This is a genomic window from Bifidobacterium favimelis (assembly GCF_037963085.1).
Lineage (GTDB): Bacteria > Actinomycetota > Actinomycetes > Actinomycetales > Bifidobacteriaceae > Bombiscardovia > Bombiscardovia favimelis.
In genome coordinates, this window is the sequence record NZ_JBANDZ010000001.1 from 347,637 (window position 1) to 370,309 (window position 22,673).

General features: G+C 67.2%; 11 protein-coding genes and 1 tRNA gene. 10 read left to right on the plus strand and 2 right to left on the minus strand.

What is annotated here, in order from left to right:
- Positions 1-14 precede the first annotated feature (14 nt).
- From V6584_RS01295 to rplA, 6 genes are all read left to right on the plus strand, one after another.
- Positions 15-1,223: a pyridoxal phosphate-dependent aminotransferase gene (locus tag V6584_RS01295; protein WP_340468645.1), complete on the plus strand. Its 1,209-nt coding sequence runs from the start codon at positions 15-17 to the stop codon at positions 1,221-1,223.
- 159 nt (positions 1,224-1,382) lie between these two features.
- Positions 1,383-1,458: transfer RNA gene (locus V6584_RS01300), tRNA-Trp, on the plus strand.
- Positions 1,459-1,499: 41 nt separating this feature from the next.
- Entirely contained in the window at positions 1,500-1,730 is a 231-nt protein-coding gene (gene secE, locus V6584_RS01305; RefSeq protein ID WP_340468646.1) for a preprotein translocase subunit SecE, read from the plus strand.
- 95 nt (positions 1,731-1,825) lie between these two features.
- Positions 1,826-2,671, plus strand: coding sequence for a transcription termination/antitermination protein NusG (gene nusG / locus V6584_RS01310; RefSeq protein WP_404802615.1), 846 nt, complete (start codon positions 1,826-1,828; stop codon positions 2,669-2,671).
- A gap of 134 nt (positions 2,672-2,805) precedes the next feature.
- Entirely contained in the window at positions 2,806-3,237 is a 432-nt protein-coding gene (gene rplK, locus V6584_RS01315; RefSeq protein WP_340468647.1) for a 50S ribosomal protein L11, read from the plus strand.
- Between the two features lie 61 nt (positions 3,238-3,298).
- Complete coding sequence (gene rplA / locus V6584_RS01320) at positions 3,299-3,988, plus strand: 50S ribosomal protein L1 (RefSeq protein WP_340468648.1); 690 nt, start codon at positions 3,299-3,301, stop codon at positions 3,986-3,988.
- Positions 3,989-4,292: 304 nt separating this feature from the next.
- On the opposite strand, the gene V6584_RS01325 is transcribed toward rplA, so the two are convergent.
- Positions 4,293-5,789, minus strand: a complete 1,497-nt coding sequence (locus V6584_RS01325; RefSeq protein WP_340486118.1) for a PucR family transcriptional regulator — start codon at positions 5,787-5,789, stop codon at positions 4,293-4,295.
- Positions 5,790-5,799: 10 nt separating this feature from the next.
- Positions 5,800-7,878 (minus strand): DUF6020 family protein, encoded by a 2,079-nt coding sequence (locus V6584_RS01330; protein WP_340468650.1) that lies wholly within the window; start codon positions 7,876-7,878, stop codon positions 5,800-5,802.
- 208 nt (positions 7,879-8,086) lie between these two features.
- Between V6584_RS01330 and V6584_RS01335 the strand changes: the two genes are divergently transcribed.
- The 4 genes from V6584_RS01335 (at position 8,087) to V6584_RS01350 (ending at position 22,404) form a co-directional block, all read left to right on the plus strand.
- Entirely contained in the window at positions 8,087-9,247 is a 1,161-nt protein-coding gene (locus V6584_RS01335) for a biotin--[acetyl-CoA-carboxylase] ligase (RefSeq protein ID WP_340468651.1), read from the plus strand.
- An 80-nt stretch (positions 9,248-9,327) separates the two neighbouring features.
- Positions 9,328-11,271 (plus strand): acetyl/propionyl/methylcrotonyl-CoA carboxylase subunit alpha, encoded by a 1,944-nt coding sequence (locus V6584_RS01340; RefSeq protein WP_340468652.1) that lies wholly within the window; start codon positions 9,328-9,330, stop codon positions 11,269-11,271.
- Positions 11,272-11,279: 8 nt separating this feature from the next.
- Complete coding sequence (locus V6584_RS01345; protein ID WP_340469688.1) at positions 11,280-12,866, plus strand: acyl-CoA carboxylase subunit beta; 1,587 nt, start codon at positions 11,280-11,282, stop codon at positions 12,864-12,866.
- Between the two features lie 148 nt (positions 12,867-13,014).
- Positions 13,015-22,404, plus strand: coding sequence for a fatty acid synthase subunit beta domain-containing protein (locus V6584_RS01350; protein ID WP_340468653.1), 9,390 nt, complete (start codon positions 13,015-13,017; stop codon positions 22,402-22,404).
- Positions 22,405-22,673 lie beyond the last annotated feature (269 nt).

Here is a 22,673-nt window from a genome sequence, read left to right on the forward strand (position 1 = left end):
TGAGGGGTATGAGCATGGCAGACTGGCAGACATTGAGCGACCGCGTGCAATCCGTGGCTCCTAGCGTGACCCTGGCGGTGGATGCCAAGGCCAAGGCCATGAAGGCCGAGGGGGTGGATGTGATCAGCTTCGGGGCGGGGGAACCCAATTTCCCCACCCCCGACCGGATAGCCCAGGCGGCTTCCAGGGCCTGCCTGGATCCCCGCAACCACCGTTACACCCCCACGGCCGGCCTCCCCGAGCTCAAACAGGCCATCGCCGACAAGACCAGGCGCGACAGCGGGTTCGACGTGGACCCCGATCAGGTCGTGGTCACCAACGGTGGCAAACAGGCCGTCTACGAGACCCTCCAGGTCCTTCTCAACCCCGGTGACGAGGTGATCATACCCGCCCCCTACTGGACCAGTTACCCCCAAATGGTCATACTGGCCGGGGGTCGCCCGGTTGAGGTCTTCTCAGGTGCAGGCGACGGATATATGCCCACCGTCGAGAAGTTGGAGGCGGCCCGTACCCCGAGGACCAAGGCAGTCATCATCAACGTCCCCTCCAACCCGACCGGGGCCGTCTGGGGGGCGGACCTGATGGAGGCAGTGGGCCGGTGGGCCCTCGACAACCACATCTGGGTGCTCAGCGACGACATATATGAGCACTTGACTTATGACGGGGCCCGTACCCCCTATATCGGCGCCCTGGTCCCCCCGGTGCGCGACCAGCTGATCATGCTCAACGGGGTGGCCAAGACCTACGCGATGACGGGCTGGCGGGTGGGCTGGCTGATAGCCCCCCTCCCGGTGGCCAAGGCCGCCGGCAAGCTCCAGGGGCATATGACCTCCAATGTCGCTGATGTCAGCCAGCGGGCCGCCCTGGCCGCCCTGGAGGGTCCCATGGACCAGGTCGAAACCATGAGGTCGGCCTTCGACCGCCGACGGGGGGCCATAGTCTCAGCCCTGGCGGCCCTGGAGGGGGTCAGCTGCCCCGTCCCCCGGGGGGCCTTCTACGCCTTCTGTGATGTCAGCGGCCTCCTGGGCCGTCCCCTGGGCCCCTCAGGGAGCCTGTCCGAGACCTCCACCCAACTCTCCGAGCGCCTGCTGGACGAGATCCATGTGGCCGCAGTGCCCGGGGAGGCCTTCGGCGCGCCGGGTCACCTGCGCTTCTCCTACGCCCTGTCGGACGAGGACCTGGCGGAGGGCATGAGGCGGCTGTCCGCCTGGATAGCCGCCTGAGGGCCGGCCTATGCGGGCGGCCGCCGGTGCGGCTGCCCAAGTGACAGGGCCGGGCCGGGTGGACGGAATCCAGGGGATAAGCTAAACTGTCGATTTGGCGGTTTTGCCCTATGCAACCGGCGGTATCGGCCGTCCGGAGTAGTATGGGCATATCCCAATAGGGAAGTGGCGCAATTGGTAGCGCAACGGTCTCCAAAACCGTAGGTTGTGGGTTCGAGTCCCGCCTTCCCTGCCAGGTGGTTTCAGCTGACGGGGCAAGTACAGTGAAGGATGCAAATGGCCAAGGCAAAGGATGACGAGAAGAAGGAACCGAAACCTAACTTCTTCATGCGTATAGGCCTGTTCATCAAGCAGGTGATCGACGAATTGCGCAAGGTGGTGACGCCCACCGGCAAGGAACTCCTGTCCTGGTCCGTGGCCGTGTTCATCTTCGTGCTCCTGCTCATGGTGTTCGTGACGATTCTTGACTTCGGTCTGGGCAAGCTGGTCTTCCTGATTTTCGGGTGACCCCGACCGGACCGTGAAAGTAGAAGGTGGATTGATCGATGAGTGATGATCTGATGGCGGAAGGTCCGGGCGAGGACCGGACCGAGTCATCAACCATGCCTGCAGGGGCAGGGGCCGACGACTCGGTGGAGACCCCCATCGACGAGACCGCCGCCGGACGGATCGAGGCTGGGGCGGAGGACCAGGCGCCCGCAGCCGATGCCCCCGCGCAGGGGGACGGTTCCAATCAGGCCGTCGGGCAGGCCGCCGACGCCGGGCAATCCGAAGACCAGGCGGAATCCGGGCAATCCGAGGATTCCGGTGATCAACCCAGCGAGGAGAAGGATGCCGGCCAGCTGGCCGTGGACGAGTTCTCCAAGAAGCTGCGCACCCTCGAGGGCAAGTGGTATGTCCTGCATACCTACTCCGGCTATGAGAAGAGGGTGAAGGCCAACGTGGAGTCCCGCGTGGCATCCTTCGGCCTCGAGGATCAGGTCTTCCAGGTCGAAATCCCCATGGAGGAGGTCGAGAAGCACACCGACAAGGGCAAGAAGGTCGTGACCCGCGTCCGCGTGCCGGGCTATGTCCTCATCCGCATGTGGCCGGATGAGAACGCCCGCCGAATCGTCCGCGACACCGAGGGCGTCACCGGGTTCGTGGGTCCCAGCAAGGAGCCCGCCCCCCTGACTCGCAAGGAGGTCGTCCAGATGATGGCCCCCATGATAGCCTCCGAGGCATTGAAGGCCGCCGGGGACAAGCCGGAAGCCGCCAAGAAGAGGACCGTCGAGGTCTCCTACGCCGTGGGCGACCAGGTCACCGTCACGGACGGCCCCTTCGCCACCATGGCCGCCGTGGTCTCCGACGTGGAGCCTTCCACCCAGAAGCTGACCGTCCTGGTATCCATCTTCGGCAGGGACACCCCCGTGGAACTCGGCTTCGACCAGGTGGAGAAGATCGCCTGACCCTCCCGCCCGTGTCTTTCGGGCGTGTCATAATTAGGAAGCTTGCGCGGCCCCCGGGCCGCACATGGAAATAGAGGTTGCGGGAGGGGGTCCGTCCCCCGACATGACCGCTTCGTAGAAAGAAGAACCATCATATGGCTCCCAAGAAGAAAGTAACGGCACTCATCAAGGTGCAGATCGAGGCCGGCAAGGCCAACCCCGCCCCGCCGCTGGGTCCGGCCCTGGGTTCACACGGCGTGAACATCATGGACTTCTGCAAGCAGTACAACGAGGCCACCAAGGACAAGATGGGCCAGGTCATCCCCTGCGTCATCACCGTCTACGAGGATCGTTCCTTCACCTTCATCACCAAGACCCCGCCCGCAGCGGACCTCCTGCGCAAGGCGGCCGGTGTGGCCAAGGGTGCCGGGAATCCGCTGACCGACAAGGTCGGTTCCGTGACCAAGGCCCAGGTGCGAGAGATCGCCGAGACCAAGATGGATGACCTGTCGGCCCGCGATGTCGAAGCCGGCATGAAGATCATCGAGGGCACCGCCCGTTCCATGGGCATCACCGTCACCGACTGAAATCGATTGTGTGCGGTAGGGCAACGCTTGCCTGCACCGCGACTGCTGATAGGAGAAGCAGATGACTAAGCGTTCCAAGAAGTACCGCGAGGCGGCCGAGAAGGTCGATCGCACCAACCTCTACACCCCGGAAGAGGCCATCGCCCTGCTCAAGGGCATGCCCAAGAGGGGCTTCGACGAGACCGTCGAGGCGACCTACCGCCTCAGCGTCGACCCCCGCAAGGCCGACCAGCTGGTTCGTGGCACCGTAAGCCTGCCCAACGGGACGGGCAAGACCGTCCGGGTCCTGGTCTTCGCCCGTGGACCCCAGGCGACCGCAGCCGCCGAGGCGGGAGCCGACGAGGTCGGTGACGACGAGCTGGTGACCAAGGTGGCCGGCGGCTATCTGGACTTCGATGCAGTGGTGGCCACCCCCGACATGATGGGCAAGGTCGGCCGCCTGGGCCGCGTGCTCGGCCCCCGTGGCCTCATGCCCAACCCCAAGACCGGCACCGTGACCATGGACGTGGCCAAGGCCGTCACCGAGATCAAGGCCGGCCGTATCGAGTTCCGTGTGGACAAGAACGGGAACCTGAGCTTCCCCGTGGGCAAGGTCTCCTTCGACGAGCAGGCCCTGGAGCAGAACTTCCATGCCGTGGCCGAGGAAATCAAGCGCCTCAAGCCCTCCACCGTGAAGGGCCGCTACATCACCAAGGCCACCCTGACCACGACGATGGGCCCCGGCGTCCCGCTGGATGTCGCCGTCCTGTGACCTAGGACGGACCGGGTCCACCCCCTGGGCGGGCCCGGAAGGCGGAAGACCGTAGACAAAAGGGCGGTCCCGGAACCAACGTTCCGGGACCGCCCTTCTTGCACCCTGAGGGTCTGCGACCCCTGGAGTGCGCATGACTTCCGCCTCAGTCCGGCCTGGGGTCCCGCAAGGGGCCCGTCTGCGCGTGGGGGCCGCCGCCCGGAGGGTGGTGTCCGGAAGGGTGGTCCGGAAGGGGCCAGATGAAGGCTTGTCTGCGCGTGGGGGGCCGCCGGGCCGGACCACCCGGTTGCAGGGGCCCGCAGGCTCAGGCCGGACCGGTCGTCTCATCCCTGTTGGATTCCCGTATGCGGCCAATGGTCAGGGCCGTATGCAGGACGTAAGCCTCGCGGGGATCCGTGGGATCCCATCCGGTCGCCTCCACGGAACGTTTGAGCCGGTACCTGACAGTGTTGGGGTGGACGTTGAGTTTCTTGGCGGTCAGCTCCAGCGACCCCCCCGAGCGCAGGAAGGTGTCGAGCGTGGTCAGGAGGGGGTTGCCGGGGTCCTCGCCCCGCAGGTTCCCATAGACCTCCCGGTAGAGCTGGTCGGCCGCCGCCCGGTCCCCGTTCAGCGCCCTCTCGGGCAGTACCTCGTCGGCATGGATCAGATGTCCCGCCGGCCCGTCGTCCACGGCATCCGCCACCTGGGAGGTGCTCAATGCGGCCCTGATCGTCTCGCTGGCCCCCTGGATGTTCTGCCTGATGGGCCCGCAGCAGACCGGCCTCTTCCGGTCGAAGAAGCGGAGGATGTCGGCGCAGATGTCCTCCGGTCTGCCATTGTGGCCGGGGTTGATCAGGACCACGGTCAGCTCGTCACGGTTGGATATGAGGCATTGCCCCCCGGCCGATTCCAGGGCCCCGCGGATATGCTGCTGGACCAGGCCGGAACCCAGCTGGTCGACATGGGCCAACCTGCCGACGAGGGCGAAGGACCGGTAGTCCAAGGGCCAGCCCAGCATGGAGAGCCTGGCCGATACCCGGTGGTCGGTGATGCCGTCGACCAGATCCTCGACGGCCAGCGTCTCGGTGCGGGCGTTCCAATCCTCCCTGGCCTCGGCCAGGTCGGCATATACGGCGGCTGCCGAGAAGGCCACCTCACGGGCGTAGTAGAGCATGGCCTCCTTGGCGTCCTCCTCCCTGCCGGGGCGGGCGAAAGCGGGGACATTGGCCTCAAGGATGCTGACGATGACCCGGGTGACATCCAAGGCCTGGCGGAGGCTGACGATCCGGGTGAAACCGACGGGGGCTATGTGGAAGAGACCATCGACGACCGGCCTGAGGGTCTCCATTTGGGCATGTGATTTGCCTGCGGAGTAGGTTTCCTCCCATGTGAGGAAGTCATGGACCGCCGTGTCGATGATCTGGTTGAGGATCTTCTTGTTGTGGTCGGTCAGGTCCTTGTACCAGGACAGCTGATCGCCCAGCCGGTCTTCCGCCTGGTGGACGATTCCCCTGATGGGGTCGGGGAGCTGCACCACGGTCCGGCCGGCCGGCTTCTTTGGGGTGCCTGGGGTGCTTGGGGTGCCAGGCCAGGCCTCTGCGTCGATCAGCCGGCCCCTCCCCCTCACCTTGTGGGACTTCACTGCATCCTGTTTGTAATCCGGCCGGTTCCCCCCGCCGTCCGTCGTCAGGGATGGCTCTGATCCGCCCTGGTGCCGATGGTCCGGGACATGGCGGACACCTGTGTCATGGCGGCCCCATCCGCCGTCGCCGCCTCCTCCAAGGACCGGCCGGCCCTTGGAGGGGAATCCCGTTTGACTCATGCCCACCAGCTTAGTGCCGGCCGGCCACCCTCCCAAGCGATTCGCAGCCAGCCAGGGTCTTTCTTCCCCGGACAAGGGAGAGGAGGACGAAACCGACCACAAAGGCGACGGGCAGCATGTGGCGTTCGAAGTTGTTGGCCGGTGACAGGATCATGACGCCCATCATCAGAAGGAGGGGGAACTGGCCGACCAGACCCCTCCAACTGCCTGCGGCCATTTGGGCCCCTATGAGAAGGAGGGCGCATACCACCCAGAAGTTCCCCTTGGCCGGCCAACCCAGGACGGGTATGGCGGTCCATGTCCGGACGAATCCGGCCACGGCGTCCCTCCACCCGTGGCACCAGTGGCCGATGTGGTCGGTGTCATCCTGCACGAACCCGTTGTTCAGGTAGTAGGCCACGGGGACGTATGCGGGGTCGCCCACATCGAAGTATCCATAGCTCTCCGCCATGAAGGCGTCCAGGTATGTCAGGGGGGCCCTCCGACCCACCTCGAGCCAGGCCCTGTCGAGCCGCTTCATGTCTGCGGCGGTCACGGTCTTCCACTTGTAGACGGTGGTTTTCGTTTCAAGCCCGGATGATTTGACCCGGTCCGCCTCGTTCGGCGTGTATTCCTCCCCGGCCGCCCGCAGATCCATGATCGGAGACAGGGCCTGCCGAGCATCTTCGGGGATGGCCGAAGCCTGATCACGTGCCGTCCTGGCCACCTGTTGAAGCTGCAAGCTCCTGCCCTCTATGGGGTCGCCGGGAATCACAAGGCCGGAGTATTCCAACCCGGACAGGGCGCCCTGGAAGGCCGCCAGGGGCAGGAGGAGACAAACCACGTAGGTCTTCCAACGCCGGTGGTCGGTCAGCAGGGCCAGGATGAACTGCACCGCGACGATGTAGACCGCGTACTTGGCGCTCATCAGCATGACGAGGGTGCTCAGGGCGAAGCCCGCCAATGTGGTGAGCCTCGGCCGTCGGCGGCCGTCCGGGGCCCCATCCCCCCTGCTTCCGTCCGCCGGTCTTGGGCCGATGCCGAGTTCGTGCCAGATTCCGAACCACCAGACGAAGGCGAAGGCGAAGAGGGTGGATTTCGTCAGGCTGATCGTGCTGAAGACACTCAACGGGCACACCAGGAAGAAAAGCAGTATCAGGCCGCGTGCCAGGGGGCCGCTGCCACCGGGGGACATCCCGTCCGAGCCCGCTGCGGTGTGGTGCCGGACGCCCCGCACCGCAGCGGCCGCCCTCCCGGTGCCTGCGCTGAGCGGCCGGACGGGAGGGGTGGCGGGGGAGTGGGAGTTGAGAAAGCGATCCGCGGCCGTCCCGCAGCAGAAGGCGGCGAAGAGGAGTTGCATGCCGGCCAGGAGGATGATCCCCCAGTCGCCTGACCCCGTCAACCGTTTGGACAGGAAGATGGTGCCCCCGTACAGGAAGGTGAGGGCTATGTTGTGGTGATCGGTCAGGAAGGTGGGTTCGATGGGCCACAGGTAGCGGGCGGTCGGGTAGACATCCATGGGGGTGAAGCCATCCCGGTAGGGAGGGTGGCCCCCCTCCAACTGGCAGATCCAGGTCGCGAATTCCCGGCTCTGGGAGTTGAGGTCGGCCCCGAAGGCCGCCAGGAGGGTCACATAGATCCAGAGCCAGCCTACGACCAGAACCATGGTGATGGCACGCCAGTCGCCGGTGTGCCTGACGAGGAATCCGCCGAGCGCGTCGAGCCATCCTGGACGGCCCGGCCCCGACCGGCCGTAAAGGCCGGAAACCTCATCCCGCCCTTCACCTCTGCGCCTGCCGGTCTGACGGATGCGGCGGGATGCAAGGCCGCGCAGGGGGAAGGAGGCTCCGCGCATCCACCTGGCGGCGACCAGGGTCAGTGCCAGACAGGCTGCGAAGACCAGCAGGAGGATGGCCCAATTGGATGGGCCGAATTGCCTGATGGAGCCCTCGGAGCGGAAGATGGGCCCAACGGCCGTGCACCAGGCGATCCAGGCGCAGACCAGGCCGTCAGCGGCCCAGCCCACGATTCGGCCCGGTTTCCCGGCCCCTGTCAGGGCCTGGCCACCCACTGCCCCCTCCTGGTTTCCTCTCCCTACGGTTGCTGCCAAACGATGACCTCGCTCTCCTCTTGCCCGGTGGTGGCCGGTGCCGGCCCTCTCGTCGGTCTGATTCTAACCTGTCAGCCATGAGGTTTCCCGGCGGTTGGAGGAAACATACAAAACCGGACGATGCGATTTGTAGGCGGCAGGCTTTGAATGAGGCCCGCAGTGAATTACCTTGGTAGACGTGCCTCATCAGAATACGCAGTGGCGGCCGATGACAGCGACGGCCAGTGTGCTGGCTTCGACGATCGCGGTGCTCGGCACCGTCGATTCGACCAACACGCTTGTGGCGCATGCCATCGCGTCATCACGGTATTCGGATGCCCGGGATCGTGTGGAACACCTCTTTGAAGGGGGAGGCTCCGCTGCCGAAGGGGGGACCGGACCCGTTCCGGTTTCCGGCACATTGGGGATAGCCTATGATTCATCCCGAAAGGAGGCCTCGCAGGCCTCCGGCACGGTCGCATCGAACGAGGGAAGGACCGCGAGTAAGGATGATAGGCGGAGGTCCGGCGCTGGGGACTGTCCGGTACCGTTCAGTGTGGCGGTTTCTGATGTGCAGACCCAGTGCCGTGGCCGTCTCGGACGCGCCTGGTACAACCGTCCCGGCCAGTCCCTCCTGGCTTCATGGGCCTTCGCCGTTCCCACCGGCCTGGCCGAGGATGAGGCCCGTGGCGGCTGGCTGACCATGGCGGCCGGCCTGGCCGTGATCGCAGCCCTGCGCGAGGTGCTCGCCGAGGAGGGTTCCTCCCCTGTGAACAACGACCCCGCCGGGCAGGATGCGGATGACGGGCTCAGGCTCAAATGGCCCAACGATGTCTTCTGCCGGGGGCGCAAGCTGGCCGGCATACTCAACGAATACGTCCCGGTCGATGAAGACTGGTCCGCCCTGGTCGTCGGGGTGGGACTCAACCTCTTCGTCCCCGCCGGTGACCTTCCCACGGATCTGTCCACCTCCCTCCAGCTGCTCTTCGCCCCGCTCGCGCCTTACGGCCAGCTCCGCGACCGCCTGGTGGAGGCCGTCGGGGCCCACCTGTCGCAGGAACTGTCCCCCCTGATCGCCCAGACCGCGCCCGGGGGTGCGGGGGCCTCAGGAGGGGAAGATGCCTTCGAGGCCCTGAGGCGGCGCGTGTTGGAAGTCAGTTGGACCCTGGGCCGGGATGTCAGGGTCCGGCCGGTCAGCGGCCCTGAATTCACGGGGCGTGCGCTTGCCATCAACCCGGACGCCTCCCTCCAGGTCCTTCTGCCGGACGGATCGCAACTGGCGGTGACCACGGGTGACGTGGGTGTCCTGCCCTCCGTAGGGCCCGGGGCGGAGTCCCCGGACGGCAAAGGCCAGGTCTGCGACGGGGGGACGGCGAACAGATCCGACTGAGGTCGGGTGACGGCTGACGGCTGACGGCTGACGGCCATGACGTATCGCAGGTCATATGGGGGGACCGAGAGGGGTAGGGGATGAAGAAGCTGCTGATAGCGAACCGGGGTGAGATCGCCCTCAGGGTCGTGCGGACGGCGCAGGAGATGGGGATATCAACGGTGGCCGTCTACGCCGACCAGGACCGTGACGCCCCTTACGCCCAGATGGCCGACGAGGCATACCTCCTGCCCGGGGACACCAACATCGAGACCTACCTGAACGAGGACCTGATCGTCTCCGTGGCCAAGAGGGCCGGAGCCGATGCCCTCCACCCAGGATACGGCTTCCTCTCGGAGTTCTCTTCCTTCGCCTGCAAGGTCATGGACGCGGGCATCACCTGGGTCGGCCCTGCCCCCCAGGTCCTGGACGAGCTGGGTGACAAGATCTCGGCCTGCAGGGTGGCCGAGAGGGCCAAGGTCCCGGTGGTCCCCGGTCTGAGCGAGCCGGTCAGCGACATGCGCTCCCTGCTGGACTTCGCTGACGCCAACGGCTATCCGGTCATGATGAAGAAGGCCGACGGGGGCGGCGGGCGGGGCATCACCCTGATTCACGACGATGACGAGCTGCGTACCTTCTATATGAATCATGACGCCCTTGAGGGGGGAGACCTGGGGGACTACTTCATCGAGAAGTTCGTGGACCGGGCCCGTCACGTGGAGACCCAGTCCGGCAGGGACAGCCATGGCCAGTTCACCGTCTACTCGACCAGGGACTGTTCCGTGCAGCGCCGCAACCAGAAGCTGATCGAAGAGGCCCCGGCCCCCTTCCTGTCGCCGGACGTGGTGGCCCAGCTGGAGGGCTTCTCCCGCAGGCTCTTCGACACGGTGGGGTACGTGGGCCTGGGGACCTGCGAGTTCCTGGTGACCCCCCACGACTCCGTTTACTTCATGGAGGTGAACCCCCGCCTCCAGGTGGAGCACACGGTCAGCGAGCAGGTCTGCGGACTGGACCTGGTCCGTGAGCAGCTGGACATAGCCGCCGGCTCCTCCCTGACCCAGGCCCCATCCCCGAGGGGGCACAGCTTCGAACTGCGTATCACCAGCGAGGACCCGGCCACCAACCTGACCCCGAGTTCGGGCACCATAGAGTCCATCCAATGGCCTTCCGGCCCTGGAATACGTATAGATTCGGGGGTGGAGGTGGGCGACACCGTCTCCCCCCGTGACGATTCCATGATGGGCAAGGTGGTGGTCACCGCCCAGGACAGGCCGGCCGCCGTGGCCAGGGTCCGCCGGGCCCTGCGGGAGATGAGCATCGAGGGGGTGCCCACGCCCGCCTCGCTCTTCCAGAAGATCTTCTCCAACCCCGATTTCACGGCCGAGGGGGGTCATCCCTTCAGTGTCTCCACCAAGTGGCTGGAGCGCAACTACCTGACCGCGGAGCCGCAGACCACGGCCGCCGGACAGCCGGCATCCATGAACGCGGCCCCTCCCGGACGGGAGGGCGCGGCCATGAACACCTTCGAAATCGAGGTGGACGACCGCCGGGTCAAACTGGCCGTCCCCTCAGACATCCTCACCAGCCAGCCCACGGGTGGTGTGCGGGCAGGCTCCCGCCTCCGTCAACCCCTGAGGGGGCACGGTCTGAAGGACATGGCCTCGGGGTCCGACCTCAAGGACGCATCGAGGTCGGGGGTGATCGTGGCCACCATGCAGGCCGTCGTCACCAGGATCAACGTGGCCGAAGGGCAGGAAGTCGACAAGGGTGACCTCCTCATAGTCCTTGAATCCATGAAGATGGAGAACTACGTCTATGCGCCGGCCCCGGGAAGGGTCGACTCGATAGGGGTCGGGGTGGCCGACGGGGTCGACCCGGGTCAGACCCTGGTCACCCTGGACCTTTCACAACAGGGGGCCGAGGGGTCGGTCCAGCCCGATAGGGCAGGGGCCGACACGGCAAGCCCCGGTGATTCCGGACGGACGGTGGGGAATGCCGGTCCTTCCGGCCATGTCGAAGACGGCAGGAAGGAGGGACTCGCATGAGGGGGCAGATGGCCTCGGGGCCGGCCGTCCAACCGCAGGAGGCCGGCCAGGCGCAGCCGGTCCGGCAGGCCATCCGCCGGGCGGCCGAACTGGCCAGGGACGCCGAACAGCACGCCCGGGACCGTCAGCACGCCAAGGGCAAGCAGACCGCCCGGGAGCGTCTGGACCTCCTCTTCGATCCCGGGACCTTCCAGGAGGTGGGCCGCTTCGCCGGGGGGGACATCGCCGGTGGAAGGGCCGCCTCGGCCGTCATCACCGGCTTCGGCCGCATCTGGGGGAGGAAGGTGGGCGTCTACGCCCAGGATTTCTCCGTCAGGGGGGGCACCCTGGGCCGGGCCGAGGGGGAGAAGATCTGCCACCTGATGGACAAGGCCATGGACTTCAAGGTCCCCATCGTGGCCCTGATCGATTCGGGCGGCGCCAGGATCCAGGAGGGCGTGGCCGCCCTGACCCAGTACGGGCGCATCTTCCGCAAGACCAGCCAGGCCAGCGGGTTCGTCCCCCAGATCTCCCTCATCCTGGGCCCATGCGCGGGCGGAGCCGTCTACTGTCCCGCCCTGACCGACCTGATCGTCATGACCAAGGAGAATTCGGACATGTTCGTCACCGGCCCCGACGTGGTCAAAGCGGCCACGGGCGAGACCATCAGCATGGACGAGCTGGGCGGGGGGTATGTGCACAGCACCAGGTCGGGTGTGGCCCACTATCTGGCCCAGGATGAGGCCGACGCCATAGACTACGCCAGGACTGTCCTGGCCTACCTGCCATCGAACAGCGAGCAGGAGGCCCCGGTCTACGCCTATGCCTCCGGCCACGCGGAGCAGGAGGCGGCCAAGCGCCTGCGCACGGTCATTCCTGACAATGACCGGCAGCCCTACGATGTCCTGGATGTCATCCACTCCATCGTGGACTACGGGGAGTTCGTCCAGGTGCAGGAGCTCTTCGCCAGGTCGGCCGTGGTGGGATTCGCCTGCATGGAGGGGCGTCCGGTCGGGATCGTGGCCAACCAGCCCCTGATCGACGCAGGCAGCCTGGATGTGGATTCCTCTGAGAAGGTGGCCCGCTTCGTCCGCCTCTGCGATTCCTTCAACCTCCCGGTCATCACCCTGGTCGACACGCCCGGGTACAAGCCCGGGTCCGACCAGGAGCATGCCGGCATCATCAGAAGGGGGGCCAAGGTCATATATGCATACGCCAACGCCCAGGTCCCCATGGTCACCGTGGTCCTGCGCAAGGCCTTCGGCGGGTCCTACATCGTCATGGGCTCCAAATCCATCGGGGCCGACATGAACTTCGCCTGGCCCAGCTCGCAGATTGCCGTCCTCGGGGCCAAGGGGGCCGTCAACATCATCCACAGGCGGGACCTGCAGAAGGCCAGGGAGGCCGGCCAGGATGTCGAGGCCCTGAGGGGGCGCCTGGCCGCCGAATACGAGGCCACCACCGTCAACGCCAACCTCTCCCTGGAGATGGGGGAGTTGGACGGGATGATCGACCCCGAGGAGACCAGGCAGGTGGTCGTCGACTCCCTGGGCCTCCTGGCCGACAAGAAGCGCATCCATCCAAACCCCCGTCATCACGGGAACCAACCCCTATGAAGGCCACCACACCGGACAGGCTGCAAGGCAGGGGGAGGGGTCGATTCGGCCGGGCATCCGGCCGGCGGCCGCCCGGTCGGCACCGGGCATCCGGCAGACGTGAAACCAGACAGCAGAAACCATCAGACAGCAGAAACGACAGGACATCATGACCGACAGCCCACTTTTCATCAACCGCCTCAGTGAGAGCCCCCACGCCCTCATGTTCGCAGGCCAGTCCACCCCCTGGACCACGGCCCTGGCCGACCTGACCGGAGATCCGGGCATACGTGCCCGCCTGGAGGGGCACATGAAGGCCGTCAGTGACCTTCTGACGCCGGTCAGGCCGGATCTTCTGGCCACCAACGGCCGCAGGGTGGACCTCTTCGGGTACAAGCCCAACCCCGTCAGCCTGGGGGCGGCCGCCGATGCCGCCGCCAGCGTGCCAGGCATAGCCCTGGTCCAGCTTGGGGCCCTGATGGACCTCTCCCAGCTGGGTTATGACCCGGCCCGGACCCGGCCGACGGCCCTTCTGGGTCATTCCCAGGGGATTCTGGGTGTGCACATGGTCCAGGCCATGCAGGAGGCCGGTTCCGTCGAGGCGGCCGCCGAGGGGGTGGACCAGATCCTGGCCATCGCCATGCTGATGGGGACCGCAGGCACCCGCCAGGCCCGCAACCTTTCCATCCACCGCCGGGGCCAGGCCACCCCCATGCTCTCCGTCAAGGGGGCCACCCGCCGCCAGGTCGAGATCCTGATCGACCGGGTGGCCGGCCGGCACGGCCCCATCAGTGTGGCCGTGACCAACTCCCGCCGACACCTGGTCCTTTCCGGCTATCCGGAGGACCTGGCGGCCTTCTGCGTGGAGGCCGACAAGGAGAGCGCCCACCAACGCAAGCTGCGCGAGGAGAAGGTCCGTGGAGGCACCGCCTTTGCCCCCGTCCTGGAGTACCTGGATGTTACCCTCCCCTTCCACTCCCCCCTGATGGAGCGGGCCGTGGAGCAGACCGTGGACTGGGCCGGCCGCTGCGGTCTGGACGCCGGCCGTGCCCGCCTCCTGGCCCAGGAGGTCCTGGTCAACCACGCCGACTGGGCAGGCCAGGTGGGGGCCTTCATGGCCGACAGGGACCCAGCCGACCTGTGGCTGGTCGACATCGGCCCGGGGGAGACCCTGGGCAAGCTGGTCGACACCCTGGTCCAGGGGACCGGTGTGGGCGTGGTCGAGGCGGCCACCCAGGCCCAGAGGGCCGGGCTCTCCACCAGGGAGGACGACCCGGACCGCACCCAGGATTGGAGGGACTTCGAGCCCATCCTCCTCGACACCCCGGCCGGCCCCAAGGTCGCCACAGCCTTCAGCACCCTGACCGGCAAGCCCCCGGTCCTCCTGGCCGGGATGACCCCGACCACGGTGGAGCCGGAGATAGTGGCGGCTGCCGCCAACGCCGGTTACTGGGCGGAACTGGCCGGCGGGGGCCAGGTGACCGCCGAGGTCTTCGACCGCCATGTGGCCAGCCTGGAGGAGGAGCTGGAAGAGGGCCGGACGGTCGAGTTCAATGCCATGTTCATGGACCGTTACCTGTGGAACCTCCAGTTCGGCTCCCAGAGGATCGTCTCCAAAAAGCGCGAATCAGGCACCCCCATCGACGGGGTGGTCATCTCGGCCGGGATCCCAGACCTGGATGAGGCCGTCAGGCTGATAGGCCAGCTCAATTCAGAGGGCTTCCCCTATGTGGCCTTCAAGCCCGGCACCGTGGACCAAATCCGCCAGGTCGTCGCCATAGCCAAGCGGGTGGCCCCCACCCGAATCCTGATGGAGGTGGAGGGCGGGGCCGCCGGCGGCCACCACTCATGGGAGTCCCTGGATGACCTCCTGACGACCACCTATGGGGAGGTCCGCGCCTGCCCCAACATCGTCCTGGTGGCCGGCGGGGGCATCGGAACCCCGGATCGGGCGGCCGACTACATCTCCGGCCAGTGGTCCAAGGTCTACGACCTGCCGGGGATGCCCGTCGACGGCGTCCTGATCGGAACGGCGGCCATGACGGCGAAGGAGGCCCACACCAGTCCCGAGGTCAAGCGGGCCCTGGTCGCCACCCCCGGCATCGACACCGCCCGGCCCGATCCCGACCCCTTCGCCCCCATGGGGGAGACCTGGGTGCCCAGCGGGAAGTCCGTGGGCGGGGTCGGGTCCGGCCTGAGCCATCTGCATGCCGACATCTATGAGATAGAAAACTCCTCCGCCGTCTGCGGCCGTCTCCTGGTGCGGGTCATGAAGCACCCGGAGGAGCTGGAGACCCGGCGTCAGGAGATCATCGCGGCTCTCGACAGGACCGCCAAGCCCTATTTCGGCGACCTGGAGTCCATGACCTACCAGGAGTGGGCCGAGCGCTTCGCCCAGCTTTCCTACCCCTGGGCCGACCCCACCTACATCGACCGCTTCCTCCACCTCCTGCGTCGGATCGAGGCCCGCGTCAGCGTCAGGGAGAGCGGAGAGTTCGAGTCCATCTTCGCCTCCCGTGAGGATGTGGCCGAGCCCGGGCAGGCCCTGGACAGGCTCCGGCAGGCTTACCCCCAGGCGGGCAGGATCAAGGTTGTTCCCACCGACGTGGCCTGGTTCCCGGTCCTGGTGCGTGAGTACGCCAAGCCCATGCCCTTCGTCCCGGCCATCGACAACGACCTCCTGCGCTGGTGGGGGCAGGACCAGCTCTGGCAGTCCGAGGACCCCCGTTACCCCGCAGACACCGTACGCGCCATCCCCGGCCCCATCTCCGTGGCCGGCATCACCACAGTGGACGAACCCGTGGCCTCCATCCTGGGCCGTTTCGAAGGGGCCGTCATCGACCGGGTCCAACGGATGGATCCGGTCCCCAGACAGGCATACAGCCAGCTGGGCCAGGCCGGAACCGCCGAGGAGTTCATCCGTCGCAGTCCGGACATCTCCTGGGTGGGCCACCTGATGGACAACCCCGCTTACGGGACCCCCATGGGCGACCGGGCCTATGAAATACGGGCCACGGGCTGCCGGGACGGTCTTGAGCGGTACGACCTGGACATCCATCTCGACACCTTCTGGGACCAAGAACCCGGTGGTGGCCTTGACAAGCACGCCGTGCGCGACATCGTCGTCCCTCTGACAGTCGACCCCTCCCGCCCCGGACTGGCCCCAGTGGTCGACAGGGAGAGCCTGCCCCGCCACGTCTACGCCATGCTGGCCGACACTGCCGGAATCGGCAACACCGCCATAACAGGTGACCGCCTGGAGGCCATGCCCGAAATCCGACAGGTGGATGACAGGCGGACCTACCCCTTCGGACAGGCCAGGACCTCCTACACCCTGTCCGCCAACCTGGGCCTGGACCATGAAGCCGCCACGGGCGGGGCCCTGCCAGACGGTCTCATCGCCTCGAGGATCGCCCCGGACGCCCTGGTCGGCCCGGCCTGGCCGGCCATATACGCCGCACTGGGATCCGTCTATGTCGAAGGGTTCCCCATCATCGAAGGACTGCTCAACGCAGTCCACCTGGATCACCTGATCGAGCTGGAGGTGACGGAGAAGGAGCTCCTGTCACACACGGGCGAGCGAGTGGACCTGACCTCCTGGGCCGAGGACTACCAGGAATCCGCCTCGGGCCGGGTGGTCACCATCCACGTGGTCCACACTGCCGCCGATGGCCGGGTCCTGGCCCGGGAGGTCGAGCGGTTCGCCATCCGTGGCCGCGCCTACAGCGACCGTCTGCCAGAGGAGGCCCCCGAGTACGGCGGCATCCGGGCGGACATCCTGGACACGCCCCGCCGCCTCCTGCGCAGGGTCAAGGTCAAGGCCCCCACTGACATGACCGCCTTCGCCCGAACCTCGGGCGATTTCAACCCCATCCACACCTCCGTGCGTGGGGCGGCGGTCTCCGGACTGAAGGCCCCACTGGTGCATGGGATGTGGCTGTCTGCCACCGCCCAGTATGCGGCCCAGGCCACCGACGACAGGGGTGCCCATTACGAGCTGGCCGGTTGGACCTACAACATGTACGGGATGGTCCAGCTGGGCGACCAGGTGGAGATCTCCGTCGAAAGAGTGGGCAAGGTCAACCACGGCGGCCTGGTCCTCGAGGTGACCTGCCGCATCGACGGCCAGCTGGTTTCACGTGGAACGGCCCTGGCCCGCCCGCCCAAGGCGGCTTATGTCTACCCGGGCCAGGGGATCCAACAGCAGGGGATGGTCCTGGACGAGAGGGCCAAGTCCCCCGCGGCCCGCCGCACCTGGGAGAGGGCAGACGCCCTGACCCGGGACAAGCTGGGCTTCTCGATCCTGGCAGTGGTGCGTGACAACCCGACCGAGCTGACGGCCAAGGGGGTGACCTACCACCACCCGGACGGCCTGCTCAACCTGACCCAGTTCACCCAGGTGGCCCTGGCCACCGTGGCCTTCGCCCAGACCGAGCGCCTGCGAGAGTCGGGCAGCGACATCTGGCCGGCCTACTTCGCCGGCCACTCCCTGGGGGAGTACAACGCCCTGAGCTCCTTCGCCGGGGTCATGTCCCTGGAGACCGTACTCGAGCTGGTCTTCCACCGGGGCTCGACCATGCACTCCCTGATCGAACGCGACGAGCAGGGCCGCAGCAACTACAGGATGGGGGCCCTGCGCCCCAACCAGTTCGGTCTGGACGACTCGGGCGTAAAGCAGTACGTGGCCTCGGTCTCCCAGGCCTGCGGTGAGTTCCTGGAAATCGTCAACTACAACCTGTCGGGCCAGCAGTATGCCGTGGCGGGCACCATCGCCGGCCTGGAGCACCTGCGCCGGGATGCCGACAGGCGGGCCAAGGAGGCGGGCGGCAAGCTGGCCTTCATGTACGTGCCAGGCATCGACGTCCCCTTCCACTCCTCCCTCCTGCGCAAGGGGGTCCCGGAGTTCCGGGACACCCTCGACGCCCTCCTTCCTGAGCGGATCGACTACTCCCGCCTGGAGGGGCGCTACATCCCCAACCTGGTGGCCCGGCCCTTCGAGATGAACCGTGACTTCGCGGCCTCCATCCTCGAGGTGGTCCCCTCCACCCGGATCAAGGAGGCCCTGGACGATCCGGCCGTGTGGGATGCCTATGCGGCCGACGACCAGAAGCTGGGCCGTCTCCTCCTGACCGAGCTCCTCTCCTGGCAGTTCGCCTCCCCCGTAAGGTGGATCGAGACCCAGGCCCTCATGTTCGGCGACGAGCAGCAGGGCGGCCTGGGCGTTGAGCAAGTGGTCGAGGTGGGGCTTGGGCACTCGCCCACCCTGGCCAACATGGCCTCCCGGACCCTGAAGCTGCCTGATTTCCGCGATCGCCATGTGACGGTCTACAACGTGGGCAGGGATGAGAGCAGGGTCTATCTGACCGACACGGACCCCCTGGTCCAGGATGAGGACGAGGGGGAGGACCAGGCCCAGCCCTCCGCGTCAGATCAGGCCCAGCAGGGTCAGACTGCCCAGCAGGGTCCGTCGGCCCAGGCGGCCGCATCCTCCCCGGATCCCGCCCCCGCATCGGCCATGGCGGAGCCCCCCGCGCCCTCCCCGGCAGCCGGCGGCCCCTCGGGTGCCGACGTGGCCGACCTGCACTTCCGGGCCAGCGATGCCATCACCACCCTCCTGGCCTACTCGACCAAGATCCGGGTGGATCAGATCGGGCAGAGCGACACCACCGACACGCTGACCAACGGCGTCTCCTCCAGGCGCAACCAGCTCCTCATGGACATCAGCTCCGAGCTGGGCGTGGCCAGCGTGGACGGGGCCGCCGAGGCCGACATGGCCGCCCTGGCCGCCCTGGTCGACAAGGTGGCCCCCAACTACCGCCCCTTCGGCCCTGTCCTTTCGGACATCGTGCGTGAACGGGTCCGTGACCTCTTCGGTCCCTCCGGCATGAAACTGCAGCAGGTGGAGAAACGGGTGACCGACACCTGGCAGTTGGGTCCGGGCTGGGCGGCCGCCGTCGTCTCAGCCCTGGTCCTGGACACCCGCCAGGGGGGTTCCTCCCGCGGGGGCGACCTGGCCCTGCTGCCCACCGAGACCGTCTCCTCCCAGGCGGCCGCCAACGCTCTGATCGACCAGGCCGTCCAGGATGTGGCCCAGGCCCATGGGGTCGCCGTTTCTCTCCCGTCCGCATCGGGCGGCACCGGTGGGGCCGTGGTCGATTCTGCGGCCCTGGATGCCTTTGCGGCTTCGGTCACCGGTTCCCAGGGGGTCCTGGCCTCCACCGCCCGCTTCCTTCTGGACCAGCTGGGCGTAAAGAAGCCCCAGGTAGTGCCCGGCCAGGACGAGGATGCCGCCGTCGTGGCCGCTGTCGAGGCCGAACTGGGCAGCGACTGGCCCGAGCAGGTCAGTCCCTGCTTCGACGCCGACAAGGCCGTCCTCCTGGATGACCGGTGGGCCTCCGCACGCGAGGATCTTGCGCACATCTACTACGAACGGGACACCGACAGGCTCTCCGACTCCTTCCTGGGTTCCGGACGGACAATCCACGACCAGGCCGTCTGGTATGCATCCCAGGCCTCCGCCCGGTCCGATATGGAGTTGGCCGGGGCCTTCGCCCGCATAGCCGACGAGGCCATGAAACCGGTGGCCGACGATACCGCAGCCTCCCGCTTCGCCTCGGATGTGGCCGTGGTGACCGGGGCGGCCCCCAACTCCATCGCAGGGGCCCTGGTCGCGGGTCTTCTGGAGGGGGGAGCCACAGTGGTCGCCACCTCCTTCGGCATGAAGCCTGAGACCCTCCAGTGGGCCAAGCGCCTCTACCGGACCCATGCGAGCGGTCGGGCCCGTCTTTGGCTGGTGCAGGCCAACCTGTCCAGTTACAGGGACGTGGATGCCCTGGTCGACTGGGTGGGCACGGTCAGCAAGAAGACCAGCGGGGCCAAGACCACGATTCTGAAACCGGCCTATGAGCCCACCCTCCTCCTGCCCTTTGCGGCTCCCCCCATGCATGGGACCCTGGCCGATTCGGGCAGGTTGTTCGAATCCCAGGCCCGCCTCATGCTCTGGAGCCTGGAGCGTCAGATCGCCGGCTTCTCGGGGATCGGGGCCGACACCGATGTGGAGCACCGCCTCCACGTGGTCCTGCCCGGTTCCCCCAACCGCGGGGTCTTCGGAGGGGACGGCGCCTACGGCGAGGTGAAGTCCGCCTTCGACGCCATCGTCAACCGGGCCCATAGCGAGCGTGACTGGTCCGACCGGGTCACCTTCGCCCACCCCCGGATCGGCTGGGTCAGGGGGACCGGCCTCATGGGTGGCAACGACCCCCTGGTCGACGTGGTCGAATCCCATGGGATCCGCACCTACTCCACGCAGGAGATAGCCTCCGAACTGCTGGACCTGTGCACTGTGCAGGCCCGTCGGGAGGCCGCCGTGGCCCCCATCAACGTCGACCTGACCGGTGGATTGGGCAGGGAACCCCTGGACCTCAAGGCCCTGAAGTCCGAGGCCGCGGCCCGTTCCCAGGCTGCCCAGACAGACCAGGACGGTTCGCAGGCGGCCGGCAGGCCCGCCGGCACCACAGGTGGGCAGAAGGACGAACCCGACAGGATGATCAAGGCCCTGCCCACCCCGGATGAACCTGTCCAGGCCCCCGTCGATCTGGCAGACTGGGAGGGGGTCACCGCCAGGCCGGAAGACGAGATCGTCATCGTCTCCATCGGGGAGATGGGTCCATGGGGTTCAGGCCGCACCCGGTTCGAAGCCGAGATGGGGATCCATCCGGACGGGCGTGTCGACCTGTCGGCCGCCGCCGTGCTCGAGCTGGCCTGGAACATGGGTCTGGTCGAGTGGCAGGACAGCCCCAAGCCCGGTTGGTATGACACCGAGGGCGACCTGGTTCCGGAGGAGGAGATCGCCGAGCGCTACCACGACCAGGTCGTGGCCCGTTCCGGCATCCGCCCCTTCGAAGAGGGGATGGGTTCCGACTACCGCGACGGGACCGACCAGGAGGAGGCCGAGGTCTTCCTGGACCATGACGTGGCCTTCTCCGTACCCACCGAGGACCTGGCCAGGGAGTACGTGGACCAGGATGCGGACCACACCGACATGGTCCGTGAGGAGGAGACCGGGGAGTGGACGGTGACCAGGCACGCGGGTTCCATGATCCGAGTGCCCCGCAGGGCCACCATGAGCAGGACCGTGGGCGGCCAGTTCCCCAAGGGGTTCGACCCGGTCAGGTGGGGGATACCCGCCTCCATGGTCGGGGATGTGGACGAAATCGCCCTGTGGAACATCGTGACCACGGTTGACGCTTACCTGTCGGCCGGATTCACGCCCACGGAGATCCTCCAGGCGGTCCACCCCTCCAAGGTGGCCTCCACCCAGGGGACCGGGTTCGGAGGCATGGCCTCCATGCGCAAGCTCTACCTGGACCGTTTCCTGGGCAGGGAGATTCCCACCGACATCCTCCAGGAGGCCCTGCCCAACGTGGTCGCCGCCCATGTCATGCAGTCCTACATCGGCGGCTACGGCAACATGGTCCAGCCGGTCTCGGCCTGCGCCACGGCCGCCGTCTCGCTTGAGGAGGGGGCTGACAAGATCGCCCTGGGCAAGGCGGACTTCGTGGTCACGGGGGCCATCGACGACATCGGGGTGGAATCGGTCATCGGCTTCGGCAACATGAACGCCACGGCCGACTCCGCCGAGATGTACGCCAAGGGGATCCAGCCCCGCTTCTTCTCCAGGGCCAACGACCGCCGTCGCGGCGGCTTCCTGGAGTCCCAGGGGGGAGGCACGATCCTGCTGACACGCGGTGACATAGCCCTGAAGATGGGTCTGCCGGTGGCCGGCGTGGTCGCCTACATCCACTCCTTCGCTGACGGCGCCCACACCTCCATCCCCGCACCCGGCCTGGGAGCCCTGGCCGCCGGAATGGGAGGGAGGGACTCCGACCTGGTCCGGTCCCTGGCCCGGTTGGGTGTCAGTCCGGACGAGATCGCCGTCGTCTCCAAGCACGACACCTCCACGGGGGCCAACGACCCCAACGAGTCCGAACTGCACAACACCCTGGCCCACGCCATCGGGCGGACGGACGGCAACCCCCTCTACGTCATCTCCCAGAAGAGCCTGACCGGCCACGCCAAGGGAGGGGCCTGCGTCTTCCAGATCAACGGGCTGACCCAGCTCTTCCGGTCGGGTGTGGTCCCCGCCAACGCCTCCCTGGACTGCGTGGACCCCGAACTCATGGAGGACGACCACATGGTCTGGTTGGAAGAGCCCCTGAAGGTGGGGCGGATCAAGGCCGGCCTGGTCACCTCCCTCGGTTTCGGCCACGTCTCGGGGATAGGGGCCATCGTCAGCCCGGGCGCCTTCGAGGCGGCCGTGGCCAGGAGCAGTGGGGAAGAGGCCCTGGAAGACTGGCGGCGGCGGGCCAATGCCCGTCTGTCCGCCGGTCAGCACCACCTCCTCAAGGGGAGGATGGGGCGGGCCGCCCTTTACGAGCCGATCGACAACCGCCGCTTCCATGAGGACGGGCACGGATACAGGGCTCATGATGTCGAGAAGGCCATGCTGCTGGACCCCGATGCCCGTCTGGGAGCCGATGGGTGCTACGGGTCTGACTGAGCCGTCCGTCGTCCGGCTCTGAGAGAGGGGTGGGGACCTGCCAGGCAGGCCCCCACCCCCTCTCTCATGTGGTCTGCCTGCCTGCAGGCAGGCAGTATGTAAGGCTTGACCCGGGCAGGCCGTGACGGTGACCGGTCCCGTCGGAGGCCGGGCGGTGGCGATGCCCCGCCCGGCCTGGCGCGCCGGTGGCCCATATGGGTCGGTTCCCGGCCGGCCGGGCATACGATTGGCAGGTGGACCCGGATGCATACTGCGGTCCATGGGCACGA